We start from the raw sequence: 14,574 nt of genomic DNA, 5'->3' as shown, positions 1-14,574 counted from the left end.
GAATTACGCGATGCCCGACTGTCGCATATTCAGGCACACGGGCAAGCTGCTTCGAGGAGCGATAAGGAAGCCGACGGCATGGCGCGCATCGACGCCCCGCCCTACAATCCCGATTGATTCTCTCACATAAAGTTCGAGTGCATGGCCGCCCCCAAGACGCGCAAACCAGCCGATACCGATGATCTCTTTTCCATCGCCGCGAGCCCCAATGCCGCCGCGAAGGCCGGAAAGCCCGCGTCCACGAAGGCGACGAAGGGCGACGGGACCTATTCGGCCAAGGACATCGAGGTGCTGGAGGGGCTCGAGCCCGTGCGCCGGCGGCCGGGCATGTATATCGGCGGCACCGACGAGAAAGCGCTGCATCACCTCTTTGCCGAAGTGCTCGACAACTCGATGGACGAGGCGGTCGCGGGGCACGCCAACTGGATCGAGGTGACGTTCGACGAGGATGGCAGCCTGACGGTGGCCGACAACGGGCGCGGCATCCCCGTCGATCCGCACCCGAAATTCAAGAACAAGTCGGCGCTGGAAGTGATCCTGACGACACTGCATTCGGGCGGCAAGTTCGGCGGCAAGGCCTATGAGACATCGGGCGGATTGCACGGCGTCGGCGTGTCGGTGGTCAATGCGCTGTCGGACCGGTTCGAGGTCGAGGTGGCGCGCGATCAGACGCTTTACACCCAGTCCTATGTGCGCGGCGCGCCGACGGGCAAGCTCGCCGACAAGGGCCGCGTGCACAACCGGCGCGGCACGCGCATCACCTTCCACCCCGATCCCGAGATATTCGGCAAGGGCGCGCGGTTCATTCCCAAGCGTCTCTACAAGATGGCGCGCTCGAAGGCCTATCTCTTCGGTGGGGTCGAGATCCGCTGGACCTGTGCGGCGTCGCTGATCGGCGACGACACGCCGCAAAGCGAGGTTCTGCATTTCCCGGGCGGCCTGGTCGACTACCTCAGGGCATCGCTCAACGGCTACGACACGGTGACGGCCGACGCCTTTACCGGCAAGGTTTCGAAAGCCGGCAGCCATGGTTCGGTCGAATGGGCAATTTCGTGGTTTGGCGGCGGCGACGGATTTCTGCATTCCTATTGCAATACCGTGCCGACGACCGAGGGCGGCACCCATGAGGCGGGCTTGCGCGCGGCGCTGGTCAAAGGCCTCAAGGCCTATGGCGACATGGTGGGCAATCGAAAGGCCGGGCAGATTCAAGCCGACGACGTGCTCGGCACGGCGGGCGCCATGCTTTCGGTTTTCATCCGCGAGCCGGAATTTCAGGGGCAGACCAAGGAAAAGCTGTCGAGCCCCGAAGCGCAGCGGCTGGTCGAGAAAGCCATCGGCGACCATTTCGATCACTGGCTGACCGCAGCGCCGCTGCAAGCCAACAAGCTGCTCGACTGGGTGATCGACCGCGCCGACGAAAGACTGCGGCGACGGCAGGAGAAAGACGTGGCACGCAAGAGTGCGACACGGAAGCTACGGCTGCCGGGCAAGCTCGCCGATTGCAGCCAGTCGGCGGCGGACGGTTCGGAAATTTTCATCGTCGAGGGCGACAGCGCCGGCGGATCGGCCAAGCAGGCGCGCGACCGCGCTTCACAGGCAATTTTGCCGCTCCGGGGCAAAATCCTCAACGTCGCCAGCGCCAGCGGCGCGAAGCTGGCCCAGAATCAGCAGATTTCCGATCTCATTCAAGCGCTCGGCGTGCGCACCGGTTCGCATTACCGCGAGGCCGATCTGCGCTATGACAAGGTCATCATCATGACCGACGCCGATGTCGACGGGGCGCATATTGCTTCGCTGCTGATTACGTTCTTTTATCGCGAACTTCCCGATCTCATCCGGCAGGGCCATCTCTACATGGCCGCGCCGCCGCTCTACAAGCTGACGCAGGGCGGCAAGACGCTTTATGCGCGCGACGACGTACACAAGGACGAACTTCTGGAAAAGGAATTTTCCGGCAAGGGCAAGGTCGAGGTCAGCCGTTTCAAGGGGCTCGGTGAAATGATGCCCGCGCAACTGAAGGAAACGACGATGGCGCGCGGCAAACGCACGCTGTTGCGCGTCGTTGTACCCGCCGACGAAGCGAAGGAAACCGGCATCGCCATCGAACGGCTGATGGGCGGCAAGCCGGAGCTGCGTTTCCAGTTCATTCAGGAGCACGCCGCCTTCGCACGCGATCTCGATATCTAACGAGGGTCAGCTGGCGCGGGCCGTGCGGACCGGCGACGGCGCGTCGATGACGCAGGCATTCGGGAAAACCAGGACGACCGCTGTGCCGGAGCCCTTCTCGCTGCGCACCATCAGCCTGCCACCATGCAGCTCCATCATTGCCTTGGCGAGCGGCAGTCCGAGGCCGGTGCCGACATGCTGGCGCGTCAGGGTGTTGTCGGCCTGTCCGAAGGGTGTCAGTGCCACCTTGACTTCGTCGGGCGACATGCCGATGCCGGTGTCGGCAATTGAAATCACGAAATTTCCATGCGGGCGGTATTCGGCCGAGAGAGTTACCAACCCATCGGCTTCGGTGAATTTGACCGCGTTCGAGAGCACGTTGATGAGCACCTGACGGACCATGCGTTCGACCGCATGAATACGCAGATCGCAATTGTTCGCGTCGACCACCAGGCGCACGCCGCGCGCCTCTGCCATCGGCCGCACCATGCGTTCGGCGCTCCCGATGACCGTGCCGACCTCGAATTCGGTCTCGGACTCCATCGTTGCGTGGCCGGCCTCGATTTTCGCGAGGTCCAGAATTTCGTTTATGATGCCGAGCAGGTGAATGCCGCTCTCATTGACGTCGCGGGCATAGTCACGATAGCGGTCGTTATTCAGCGGCCCGAAGCGCTCGTTGCGCATGATGTCGGAGAAACCGATGATCGCATTCAGGGGCGTGCGAAGCTCGTGGCTCATGTTCGCCAGGAAATGCGATTTCGCTTCGTTGGCGCGCTCGGCATTGTGGAAAGCCCATGCAAGACGCTCTGTCATCTTGCGCAGCATGCGGCGCGACGACTTCATCTCGCGGATAATGAACTGCGAATAGATGATGATCGGCGCGCCGGTGAGAATGGTGACAACGGTGGCCGCTGTGAAGATGCGCCAGGTGAACTCGAGCAGACCGATCTGGCCGAGCACCCAGTTGAGCGAGACGGCGATGATGACAGCGATGCCCGTCAGCAGCGCCGTCGTGACGAAGATCGACATGCGGCCGAGAAGACGGTCGACAACGGACAGCGGACCGCGCCGGGCGCTGCGCGTCGCGGTGCCCCCAACATCCAGATCGCTCAGTGGCGCCGGCTCGGATGTGCGTAGTTCGGTCATACCTGCAAGCGGCCTTTCCGCCATTCCGATGCCCGAGAATGAGGCAAAAGCATTAACTTTCGGGAAATCGCCCCGCCGCATGCGGCCCGGGGTGCGCCGTTTTCGTCACAATGATTCACAATCTGATGCCTAAGCGGCCTCCGGCGCATTGGCCGCACCCCGGCAAACCGCCGTTCTGTTGACAATTGGACGACAGCGCCTATGGTCCGCCCCAGATTCGAAGCGGATCGGCGCGGCCGCTGAATAACGCGCAATTTGCTGCTCACCCTCCCCGATCCGTTCGCGGAGGTCCGTCCACGGGCCCTGAAAGTGGGCCACCACGGGCAGCGCAACATTGGTGTATAGGGCATCCTGAATGACATTTGACGAACTTGGCCTCACGCCTGAGGTCCTGAAAGCCGTAGCCGAAACCGGCTACACCACGCCGACGCCGATCCAGGCCGAGGCCATTCCCCATGTTCTCGCCGGACGCGATGTGCTCGGCCTCGCCCAGACCGGCACAGGCAAGACCGCCTCGTTCACGCTGCCGATGATCGACAAGCTGTCGCGCGGGCGGGCCCGGGCGCGGATGCCGCGCTCGCTCATTCTCGAGCCGACGCGCGAACTGGCCGCGCAGGTCGCCGAGAATTTCGAAAAATACGGCAAGTATCACAAACTTTCGATGGCGCTGCTGATCGGCGGCGTCTCGTTCGGCGACCAGGAAAAGAAGCTTGATCGCGGCGTCGATGTGCTGATCGCGACGCCCGGCCGCCTGCTCGACCATTGCGGCCGTGGCAAGGTGCTGCTGACCGGAGTGCAGATTCTCGTGATCGACGAGGCCGACCGGATGCTCGACATGGGTTTCATCCCCGACATCGAGGAAATCTGCAAGAAGATCCCGTTCACGCGGCAGACGCTCTTCTTTTCGGCGACGATGCCGCCTGAAATCCACCGGCTGACCGAGACGTTCCTGCACAATCCGGCGCGCGTGGAAGTGTCGCGCACCTCCTCGACCAGCGCGACGATCAAGCAGGTTCTGGTCAAGACGACGCGCGACGGCAAGCGTGACCTTCTGCAGAAGATCATCGAGGACGAGAACGTCAAGAACGCCATCATCTTTTGCAACCGCAAGCGCGATGTTTCGACGCTGGAGCGCGCGCTGTCCAAGAGCGGGCTTTCGGCCGGCGCGATCCACGGCGATCTCGATCAGGCGACGCGGACGCGGACGCTGGAAGGTTTCCGCAACGGGACGATCCGCCTGCTGGTCGCAAGCGATGTGGCGGCACGCGGGCTCGATATTCCCGATGTCAGCCATGTATTCAACTACGACGTACCGAGCCACGCCGAAGACTATGTTCACCGCATCGGACGCACGGGTCGCGCGGGCAAGACCGGTACGGCCTACACACTGGCAACGCGCGAAGACGGAAAGTATCTCTCCGCGATTGAGGGCCTGATCGGCAACCCGATCCCCGGTCCCGACAGCGCGGTGCCGCAGCCGGCGCCGGAAGTGCCGGGCGAGACAGCTGCGGCTGAGCAGCCCGCCGAACCGGACAGCGACACCGCCACGGCCGAACCGGCAGGCGAAAAGCGCAGCCGTGGGCGACGCGGCGGACGCGGCCGCAAGGACAAGGACGCGGCGGCGAAAGCCGAGACCGCGACGGCTGATGCGGACGCCATTGCGGAACCGGTCAAATCCGAAGAAGCGCCGGCGCCCGAAGTTCGTGCACAGGAACGCGAGACGCAGGCGCAGGAACACAACCGTCGCGAGCCGAACCGGCACAGCGACGAAAAGCCCGCGCGACGCGAACGCGGCGGGCGCGGCCGCGGACGTGACGACGATGACGGACCGCGCGTCGTCGGGCTCGGCGACCACGTGCCGGCATTTATGTTGCGCGCCGTCAAGCTGCCGAAGAAAAGCAGCAAGGACAGCGACGACGAGATGGAGAGCGAGACCGAGGAAGCCTGACGCGGCACACTTTCTTCTCCAACTTCTCCGACTTCTCCGACAAAAAAGGGCGGCTCCGACGAGCCGCCCTTTCTGTTTCTCGCCTGTCCGCAGCGCGGCCGGGCTATTTCTTGATCTGCGAAGCCAGCATCTTGCGGGTCTTTTCGCCGTATGGCGGCCTGAACATCTCAGCGACCATCTTTGCCTTCGACTGCGTGTAGACGGCCTTGGCATGGCTGAACGTGCGGAAGCCGTCGAGACCGTGATAGGACCCCATGCCGGACGGTCCGACGCCGCCGAACGGCAGGTCTTCCATCGAGACATGCATGATGACGTCGTTGACGGTCACGCCGCCCGATGTCGTGCGGTCGAGCACCGTGCGCTCTTCCGCGGCGTCGTCGCCGAAGTAGTAGAGGCCCAGAGGACGGTCATGGGCATTGACGTAGCCCAGCACCTCGTCGAGATGCTTGTAGGTCTTGACCGGCAACACAGGGCCGAAAATCTCGTCCTGCATCACCTTCATATCGTCGGTCGGATTGAGCACCAGCGTCGGCGGAATTTTGTGGGCCTGCTGCTGACTGAAATCCTCGTTGGCCGGATTAATCTCGACAAGCTTTGCGCCCTTGTTTTTCGCATCGTCGACATAGGAATTGATGCGGTCGTAGTGACGCCGGTTGATGATCGAGGTGTAGTCCGGATTGTCCTTCATGGTCGGGAACATCTTCGTGACCGACTTCGTCGCCGCGGTGACAAATTCGTCGACGCGGTTCTCGGGTACGAAAACGTAGTCAGGCGCGAGACATATCTGGCCGGCATTCAGCGTCTTTCCGGTCATGATCTTCGCGGCGGTCTCGTCCATTTTTGCGGTCTTCGAGACGATGACCGGCGACTTGCCGCCGAGTTCCAGCGTCAACGGCACCAGGTTTTCGGCCGCCGCGCGCATCACGTGGTAGGCGATCGAGGTGGCGCCGGTGAACAGCAGGTGATCGAAGGGCTGGCGGCTGAACGCCTCGCCGACGGCCGGGCCGCCGGTGACGACGGCAACTTCGGTTTCGTCATAGGCCGACCGCAGCATGCGCGCCATCAACTCGGAGGTCGCCGGTGTGAACTCCGACGGCTTGATCATCGCACGGTTGCCGGCCGCGAATACGCCGGCAAGCGGCGTCCAGGTGAGGTTCACCGGAAAGTTCCACGGGCTGATGATGCCGACGGTGCCAAGGGGCTGGTACTCGACCCGGGCTTTCGCGCCGAGCAGACCAAGTGGAAACTGCACCTTGCGCTTTTCGGGCTTCATCCACTGGCGCAGATGTTTCTTGGCGTGTTTCAGGGGGCCGATAGACCCCATCACGTCGGTCAGCAGGGTCTGCTCATGGCTGCGGTGGCCGAAATCGGAGGCAAGAGCCTCGGCGATCTCCTTCTGGTTGTCGACGATCAGGGCGATGGCGCGGTCGATCCAGTCGATGCGGCGCTCGGCACTGGGCGGCCCGTCCTTGATATGCGCCGCTTTCTGACGGTCGAGAATCGCCCGGATCGAGGCGCCGATGGTGGCCGAATCCGCTTCGTGGGTGGTTTGCTCCGCCAAGCTCATTTGAATTCCTCCTGATGCGTCGACCCATTTTGGGCCTTTCCGGGGCCGATCCGGGGGGCGCGGCCCTGTTTGTCGGCATTTAAACCGGGTTCGCCTGAGCACGAGCCCGAAATTTTCCTCAATATACATAAGGAAAGGCTCTTTGAGAGCCCCCCCCGCGCCGTCCGTGCCCCATCGCGCTGCCTCAGTAAAAATCGCGGAAAAATGGCAGTTTTCCGACCCGATTTACGGTGGGGTAACTGAATTCGCCTAGGGTTTCCGGCAGACAGGTGCAGCAGCACAGACGGCAAGCGGGGGACGGTGTTCGCGATGGACGGAGAACAAATCGAATTTGCAGCCGAATGGAGCGCGCAGGCTCTTCGGCACATGGCGGAAAACGGCATTCCGCCCTGCCCCGAAAATTACGCCGTCTGGTTCCGCTATGCGTCCGGCCGCACACCCGAGCTCAACAAGGAAATCGACGCGCGGATCGCCCGGCAGGAGCCGGTGAACATGGATGCCACGGCGGAGCTGCGCGAGCGCTTCATGGACGACGGCAAGCTGACCGACGTGACGTTGAACACCGGCGCAAGGCTCAACACCGAAGTCGACCGCATCCTGAAGATCATCGAGGAGACGGCCGGAAACTCCAGCACCTTTGGACAGTCGGTTCGCAATGCCAGCGAAGCGCTGACCAACCAGTCGACGCCGAACGACGTGGCGCATGCCGTGGAGGCGATCATCGCCGCTTCCCGAAAGATGGAAGAGCGCAGCGCCGAACTGGAAGAAACGCTGCAGGCGACCAAGAGCGAACTCAACGAAATGCAGCAGAGCCTCGAAAAAGCGCATAGCGAGGCGCGTACCGACGGACTGACCGGCGTCAACAACCGGAAGGCCTTCGACGAAGCGCTGGTGCGCGAGATGGCCGCTGCCGGCGCGAATGGAAATCCGCTCTGCCTGGTTATCGGCGATATCGACCATTTCAAGAAATTCAACGACACGTTCGGCCACCGAACCGGCGATCAGGTACTGAAGCTTGTCGCCAACTGCCTCAAAACAGGCGCATTGTCGCAACACTTCGTGGCGCGATACGGCGGAGAAGAATTCGCGGTCATCATGCCGGCGACCGAGATCGAATTGGCGGAGAGTGTCGCCAACAAGATTCGCGAGACCGTGCAGGCGCGCGAGCTGGTGAAACGTTCGACCGGCGAGTCGCTCGGACGGGTCACGATGTCGATGGGCATTTCGCTCTACCGGCCCGGCGAGACCGGCGCCGGCCTGATCGAGCGCGCCGATGGCTGCCTCTACGCGGCCAAGCATGCCGGCCGCAACTGCGTCATCACCGAGATGCACGAGACGACGGTTCCACAAGCCAAGGCGAGCTGACGGCCGCCACCTCCCCGTACCGCTCCGGCCGCCGAGAATCATTGACGCAACGGAACGTTGGTCCGTCCGGAAGACATTCCGCGCGGCCTTCCGTCATGCCCGGCGCATGACTATGCTGCGTCGAAACGGCGAAAATCGCCCAGCAATCCGGGAAGGCGCGTCACATGGAAACCATCACTCTCGAAATCGAAAACGGCATCGCCCTGCTGACGCTGAACCGGCCCGAGGTGCTGAACAGCATCAATACCAAGCTTATTGCGGAGGTTCGGTCGGCCGTGGCGGAAGTCGCGACGAATGACGATGCGCGGGTGCTGGTCATTACCGGTGCCGGGCGCGGCTTTTGCGCAGGCGCCGATCTCGCCGCACAAGGCCAGCGTGAGGAGGGCATGACCATCGGCCAGGGTGTCGCGCATGGCATGACGATCGGTTTCAACCCGATGATGCGCGAAATCTATAACCTGCCGAAGCCGATCGTCGCGGCCGTCAATGGCGTTGCGGCCGGCGGCGGGGCGGGTATTGCGCTCGCCGCCGACATTGTGATCGCTTCACATTCGGCGTCTTTCGTGCAGGTGTTCGGACCGCGGCTTGGGCTCATTCCCGATCTTGGCTGCACCTGGCATCTGCCGCGTCTTGTCGGTCGGGCGCGAGCGCTTGGCCTTGCATTGACCGGCGACAAGCTGCCCGCCGAAACGGCCGCCGAATGGGGCCTGATCTGGAAATGCGTCAAGGACACGGCGTTGATGGAAGAAACCATGTCGCTTGCCGCCAAGCTCGCCAAGGGACCGACCAGTGCCTTTGCCGAAATCCGCAAGGCCATCGATGCCGGGGCGCGCAACGGCTATGCCGAGCAGCTCGACTATGAACGCGATGTACAGGGCATGCTGGGCGACCATCCGAATTTCGCCGAAGGCGTCAAGGCGTTCCTGACCAAGAAGGAACCGGCGTTTAAGGCCTGATCTCATCGCCACAACAGAACGATACTCAAAACAGGGAGACGGATATGGAATTCGAGCGGGTCAAACTCGATGTCGACGGCAATGTGGGCGTGCTGACGCTCAATCACCCCGAGGTGATGAACGCCGTTTCGCCGGAGATGCTGGGCGGACTGATGCGGGCGATGGACGCGGTGGAAGACCCGAAGAACGGGTTGCGGTGTCTGGTGATGACCGGTGAGGGCCGCGGCTTCTGCACGGGCGCCAACCTGCAAGGTCGCGGCGACAATTCGGGTGCGCGGCCCGACGCCGGCTCGGCGCTCGAAACCATGTATCACCCGTTTCTGAGGCGGCTGCGCAACCTGCCGATGCCTTTCGTCACCGCCGTCAATGGCCCGGCGGCCGGCGTCGGCATGAGCTTCGCGCTGATGGGCGATCTCGTTCTTTGCGCGAAGTCTTCGTATTTTCTGCAGGCTTTCCGCCGCATCGGTCTGGTGCCGGATGGCGGATCGACATGGATATTGCCGCGCCTTGTCGGCAAGGCGCGGGCGATGGAGTTGTCGCTGCTCGGCGAGAAGCTGCCGGCCGAAACGGCGCTGCAATGGGGCCTCGTCAACCGGGTGTTCGACGACGAGACGCTGATGGCGGAGGCACGCAAGCTCGCCGCCGATCTCGCCAATGGACCGACCAAAGCGCTCGGCATGATCCGCCAGCTCTATTGGGAGAGCACCGACAATACCTATGAAGAACAGCTCAACCTTGAGCGGCAGCTTCAGCGGACAGCCGGAAATGGCGACGACTTCAAGGAGGGCGTGCGCGCCTTCCTCGAGAAGCGTCCGGCGCAGTTCAAGGGCAACTAGCCGATGATGCAGCTCGCCAGCAGGGCGAGAAACATCACGGCAATGAAGAAGATCATGTGAGGCATTTTTATCTTTCGGGCCGCGCGTCCTGTTTTCCGGGGCGCGCGGCCTTTTTGCTCGGGCTCCGGCTTTTCCCGGGGACGGGCTTTGCCGCCTTGGCCGCCAGTGCGGCGTCGAGGGCCTTGCGCGCCCAGCCGATCAACTCGTCGGGCTCGTCGTAGAGCCGTTCCGGCAACTCGTAATACGACATGGCGATCGCCTTGCCCGAAGGCGGCTCGTAGACGAAGGGGCCGCTGTCTTCCGCTACGTAGTCGGCGCGGTTGCGATCGTCGACTTTGAAGAAGAGGGTCTCGTTGGCAATCAGGCCGAACATCAAATCGTCCAGATAGACGCCGGCGCCGCCGAACATGTTGCGAATGCGGACCGGGCCCAGAGGCTCAAGCTGCTCGGCGACGAACGCCTTGTATTCGGCGCTGACGGCCATGACGGTCAGGCGGTCGCCGGAACGATGGTCACGCTTTCGCCGCAACCACAGGCGTCGGTCTGGTTCGGATTGTTGAAACGGAAGCCGGAGGCGAACTTGTCCTCCTCATAATCCATCTCGGTGCCGAGCAGAAACAGGATCGCCTTGGGGTCGATCAGAATCCGGACGTCGCGATCCTCAACCACCTCGTCGAGCGGGTTGGCGGCTTCGGCATATTCCATCGTGTATTCCATGCCGGCACAGCCGCCATTCTTCACGCCGATGCGGACACCGATATACTTGCCATCCGACGCAGCCATGATCTCCTTCATGCGCGCGGCGGCGGCTTCGGTCAATGAGATCGCTTTGGGCATCTGTCTGGCCATTGTCGGCTCCATCAGAACATGTTCAGCGCGACGCGCGCTTCGTCGGACATGCGGCTTGGATCCCAGGGCGGGTCGAAAGTCATGTTGACCCGCACATCGGCTATTCCTTCGACGGTTCGCACCGCGTCCTCGACCATGATCGGCATGGTCCCGGCCACCGGGCAGCCCGGCGCCGTCAGCGTCATGTCGATGACGACGTCGCGGTCGTCGGAAATATCGACCTTGTAGATCAGGCCGAGTTCGTAGACGTCGACCGGGATTTCAGGATCGTAGACCGTTTTGAGCGCAGCAATGATGTCGTCGGTGATCTGGTCGATCTCCTCCTGCGGGATCGTCGAGGCGCGCGGCGCCTCGTCGGCGCCGGCCGGCACCACATCCGCGTTTTCCATCATGTTCGCGTCTTCGGCCATGATCCGTTATCCAAAGAACTTCTTGCTGTCGATCAATGCGTCGACCAGCCGGTCGACTTCGTCGCGTGTATTGTACATCGCGAAGGAGGCCCGCGTCGTCGCGCCGACGCCGAAGCGTTCCATCGCCGGCTGTGCGCAATGATGACCCGCCCGGACCGCGACGCCTGCCCTGTCGATGACGGTGGCAATGTCATGCGGGTGGGCGTTATCCATCACAAACGAGACGATGCTGCCCTTCGCCTTCGTCGTGCCGACAATGCGCAGACTGTTGATTTCCGAAAGGCGTCGGGTCGCGTAGTCCCTCAAATCCGCCTCGTGGGCCGCAATCCGCTCACGGCCGACACTTTCGATATAGGAAAGCGCCGCGCCAAGACCAATAGCCTGAACGATGGGCGGCGTGCCGGCCTCGAAGCGGTGCGGCGGTGCGGCGTAGGTGACGCCGTCCATGCCGACCTCGCGGATCATCTCGCCGCCGCCGCGATAAGGCCGCATCGTCTTCAGATGCGCCGATTTTCCGTAAAGCAGGCCGATGCCTGTCGGCCCATAAAGCTTGTGGCCGGTGCCGACCAGAAAATCGCAATCGAGATCGCGCAGGTCGGTCGGCAGGTGAACGATGCCCTGGCAGCCATCCACCAACACGGGCACGCCGCGCTCATGTGCCATGCGGATCATCGTCTTCATCGGCGTAATCGTGCCGAGTGCGTTCGACATCTGCGTCACGGCGACGAATTTGGTGCGCGGCGTGAAAAGCCCTTCATAGGCATCGATATCGAGATCGCCCTCGTCCGTCGCCGGTATCCATTTCAATACGGCGCCGTTTCGTTCGCGCAGGAAATGCCAGGGCACGATGTTTGAGTGGTGCTCAAGCACCGACAGGATGATTTCGTCGCCCGGCTCGATGCGCGGCGCCAGATATGACGACGCAACCAGGTTGATCGCGTCGGTGCCGCCCGAGGTGAAAACAATCTCATCGGTCGAGGCAGCATTCAAAAACGCCCGGACCGTTTCGCGCGCCTCCTCGAACTTCTCGGTTGCGGCATTGGCGAGGTAGTGCATGCCGCGATGAACATTCGAATATTCGCTGGCATAGACATGCGCAATCGCGTCGATCACAGACTGCGGCTTCTGTGCCGAAGCGGCGTTGTCGAGATAGACCAGCGGCTTGCCATAGACCTCGCGCGACAGGATCGGGAAGTCGGCGCGGATGCGGGCGACATCGTAAGTCTCGGATTTCAGAACCGGACTGTTCATGCCCTGCCCTCCCCGTCCGCAAACCATCCGGCGGCGAGCACTTTCAACGCCTCACGCGCCGCTTCGTGCGGCACAAGGTCCAGCGCCTCGTCGAGAAACGCCGACACAAGGAGCTGGCGCGCTTCCGCTTCCGGAATACCACGCGAGCGCAGGAAGAAAATCGCGTCGCGCGATAGTTCGCCGACCGTCGATCCATGCGCGCATTGCACATCGTCGGCGTAGATCTCAAGTTCGGGCTTGGCATTCATCGCCGCATCGCGCGACAGCAGCAGCGCATGCGTCATCTGGCGGCCATCGGTCTTTTGAGCGTGGGGCCGCACAATGACTTTGCCTTGGAAAACGCCCTCGGACGCGCCATCCAGCACACCCTTGAACAGCGTATGACTGGTGCAGCCCGGCACGGCATGGTCGATGACGCAGAACTGATCTGCATGCTGTGCCGCCTTCAACGCATAGGCGCCGTTGACATGCGCCTCGGCGCCCTCGCCGGCGAAGAGGACTAAATTCTGCATGCGCGAGACACCGCAGCCAAGTGTCAGCGTGAAGCTCGACAGGTGGGACTTCGCGGCGAGGCGGCTGCGCAGGGTCGCCAGATGAACGGTGCCCGCGGCCTCGTCCTGAATCTTCACATGCGCGAGTCGCGCGTCATCGCCCAGCGCTACGTCGGTGACGATATCGGCGAAGGCGTCGCCCGCACCGATATGACTTTCGAAGACCGTCGCCTCCGCACCTTCTTCCAGCTGGATCAGGTTGCGGGTGTGCGACGCACCGCCATCCGCCGCGAGAAAAAGCAGGTGCAGCGGCTTGTCGAGGCGGACGCCTTTTCGAATGCGCAGGGCCAGGCCGTCGCGCATCAGCGCCGTATTGAGATCGACGATGTCTTCGGACTGGCGCGCATCGTCGAAGCGGCGTTCAACAAGTTCTTTCGCCCATTGCTCATGCAACACGTCGGCCAGCGAATGCAACTCAACACCCTTCGGCAGGCGGACGGCCTGCGAAAGATCGGCCCGATAGCGGCCGTTGACGTAGACGACAACATGGCGATCAATCGCGGCGAAGGCGGACGCCGCGACTGTATCGGGAAGAACGACCGCTCCTTCATGTGCCGGCGCAGGCGCGAATGCCGCCTTCTCCAGCGCCTGCCTCAGATCGGTATATTTCCACTCTTCGAGCCGGCGGTGCGGCAGGCCGGCCTCGACGAAGGATTTCAATGCTGCATCACGTCGGCGCGCCAGCCAGCCGTCGGCGCCGGGCAGCACCGCGCGCTCCCGGTCATATGCTTCTGCGAAACTATGTACGGCCTTGTCGTTCATTCTTTCCTCACGCCGCGTCGGCGTCATAGGCGGCATAGCCCGACTTTTCGAGTTCATGCGCCAGCTCCTTGCCGCCGCTCCGGACGATGCGCCCGCCGGAAAGCACGTGGACCGCATCGGGCACGATGTAGTCGAGCAGGCGCTGATAATGCGTGATAACCAGCATCGCACGCTCCGGACTTCGAAGTGCGTTGACGCCTTCCGCAACCGTCTTCAGCGCGTCGATGTCGAGGCCGGAATCCGTCTCGTCGAGTACGGCGAGTGCGGGTTCCAGCAGCGCCATTTGCAGGATCTCGGCGCGCTTCTTCTCGCCGCCCGAAAAACCGACATTCAGGGCGCGCTTCAACATCTCGTCGGGCACATTGAGCGGCTTTGCCTTTTCGCGCACCAGCTTCAGGAAGCGCACCGCGTCGAGTTCTTCCTCTCCGCGCGCCTTGCGCTGTGCGTTCAGCGCCGCTTTCAGGAAGGTCATGGTCGTGACACCGGGAATTTCGATCGGATACTGGAAGGCGAGAAAGATGCCGGCCGCGGCGCGTTCGTCGACATTCAATTCCGTGAGGTCGCGTCCCTTGAAGCGGATCGAGCCCTCGGTCACTTCATAACCATCGCGGCCGGAAAGCACATAGGACAGCGTCGACTTGCCGGAGCCGTTCGGACCCATGATGGCATGCACCTCACCCGCACGGATATCGAGGTCGATCCCTTTCAGGATTTCCTTGCCGTCGACCGACACATGCAGGTTCTTGATCTCAAGCATATTCACTCTT

At 62.5% G+C, this 14,574-nt stretch carries 13 protein-coding genes; 5 read left to right on the top strand and 8 right to left on the bottom strand.

Annotation, left to right across the window (positions count from 1 at the left end):
• Window positions 1–141 precede the first annotated feature (141 nt).
• The gene (gene parE, locus KF719_RS17190) at window positions 142–2,187 is read left to right on the top strand and encodes a DNA topoisomerase IV subunit B (protein WP_363318021.1); all 2,046 of its coding nucleotides are present in this window, start codon (window positions 142–144) and stop codon (window positions 2,185–2,187) included.
• 6 nt (window positions 2,188–2,193) lie between these two features.
• On the opposite strand, the gene KF719_RS17185 is transcribed toward parE, so the two are convergent.
• Window positions 2,194–3,312 (bottom strand): HAMP domain-containing sensor histidine kinase, encoded by a 1,119-nt coding sequence (locus KF719_RS17185; RefSeq protein ID WP_293510430.1) that lies wholly within the window; start codon window positions 3,310–3,312, stop codon window positions 2,194–2,196.
• Window positions 3,313–3,667: 355 nt separating this feature from the next.
• Here KF719_RS17185 and KF719_RS17180 point away from each other — a divergent pair, with 355 nt between their 5' ends.
• On the top strand, window positions 3,668–5,260 hold the full coding sequence (locus KF719_RS17180; protein WP_293510429.1) for a DEAD/DEAH box helicase: 1,593 nt from the start codon (window positions 3,668–3,670) through the stop codon (window positions 5,258–5,260).
• A gap of 103 nt (window positions 5,261–5,363) precedes the next feature.
• On the opposite strand, the gene KF719_RS17175 is transcribed toward KF719_RS17180, so the two are convergent.
• The gene (locus tag KF719_RS17175; RefSeq protein ID WP_293510428.1) at window positions 5,364–6,827 is read right to left on the bottom strand and encodes a coniferyl aldehyde dehydrogenase; all 1,464 of its coding nucleotides are present in this window, start codon (window positions 6,825–6,827) and stop codon (window positions 5,364–5,366) included.
• A gap of 309 nt (window positions 6,828–7,136) precedes the next feature.
• Here KF719_RS17175 and KF719_RS17170 point away from each other — a divergent pair, with 309 nt between their 5' ends.
• From KF719_RS17170 to KF719_RS17160, 3 genes are all read left to right on the top strand, one after another.
• Window positions 7,137–8,192: a GGDEF domain-containing protein gene (locus KF719_RS17170; RefSeq protein WP_293510427.1), complete on the top strand. Its 1,056-nt coding sequence runs from the start codon at window positions 7,137–7,139 to the stop codon at window positions 8,190–8,192.
• 164 nt (window positions 8,193–8,356) lie between these two features.
• On the top strand, window positions 8,357–9,148 hold the full coding sequence (locus KF719_RS17165; protein WP_293510426.1) for an enoyl-CoA hydratase-related protein: 792 nt from the start codon (window positions 8,357–8,359) through the stop codon (window positions 9,146–9,148).
• Window positions 9,149–9,192: 44 nt separating this feature from the next.
• The gene (locus KF719_RS17160; RefSeq protein WP_293510425.1) at window positions 9,193–9,984 is read left to right on the top strand and encodes an enoyl-CoA hydratase/isomerase; all 792 of its coding nucleotides are present in this window, start codon (window positions 9,193–9,195) and stop codon (window positions 9,982–9,984) included.
• 67 nt (window positions 9,985–10,051) lie between these two features.
• Here KF719_RS17160 and KF719_RS17155 read toward each other — a convergent pair whose 3' ends face one another.
• Genes KF719_RS17155 through sufC form a run of 6 tightly spaced genes read right to left on the bottom strand, consistent with a single transcriptional unit; the run spans window position 10,052 to window position 14,564 of the window.
• Complete coding sequence (locus KF719_RS17155; RefSeq protein ID WP_293510424.1) at window positions 10,052–10,468, bottom strand: TfoX/Sxy family protein; 417 nt, start codon at window positions 10,466–10,468, stop codon at window positions 10,052–10,054.
• Between the two features lie 5 nt (window positions 10,469–10,473).
• Window positions 10,474–10,833, bottom strand: coding sequence for an iron-sulfur cluster assembly accessory protein (locus KF719_RS17150; RefSeq protein WP_293510422.1), 360 nt, complete (start codon window positions 10,831–10,833; stop codon window positions 10,474–10,476).
• 11 nt (window positions 10,834–10,844) lie between these two features.
• Complete coding sequence (locus KF719_RS17145) at window positions 10,845–11,225, bottom strand: SUF system Fe-S cluster assembly protein (RefSeq protein ID WP_293510676.1); 381 nt, start codon at window positions 11,223–11,225, stop codon at window positions 10,845–10,847.
• A gap of 24 nt (window positions 11,226–11,249) precedes the next feature.
• Window positions 11,250–12,494, bottom strand: coding sequence for a cysteine desulfurase (locus KF719_RS17140; protein ID WP_293510420.1), 1,245 nt, complete (start codon window positions 12,492–12,494; stop codon window positions 11,250–11,252).
• Window positions 12,491–13,807 carry a Fe-S cluster assembly protein SufD gene (sufD, locus tag KF719_RS17135; protein ID WP_293510418.1) on the bottom strand — a complete coding sequence of 439 codons (1,317 nt, stop codon included), beginning with the start codon at window positions 13,805–13,807 and terminating at the stop codon, window positions 12,491–12,493. The genes KF719_RS17140 and sufD overlap by 4 nt, the downstream gene beginning before the upstream one ends.
• A gap of 7 nt (window positions 13,808–13,814) precedes the next feature.
• Complete coding sequence (sufC, locus tag KF719_RS17130) at window positions 13,815–14,564, bottom strand: Fe-S cluster assembly ATPase SufC (RefSeq protein WP_293510416.1); 750 nt, start codon at window positions 14,562–14,564, stop codon at window positions 13,815–13,817.
• Between the last annotated feature and the right edge of the window lie 10 nt (window positions 14,565–14,574).

The sequence above is a fragment of the Parvibaculum sp. genome (genome assembly GCF_019635935.1).
Lineage (GTDB): Bacteria > Pseudomonadota > Alphaproteobacteria > Parvibaculales > Parvibaculaceae > Parvibaculum.
This window is presented reverse-complemented; position numbering and strand designations above follow the sequence as displayed.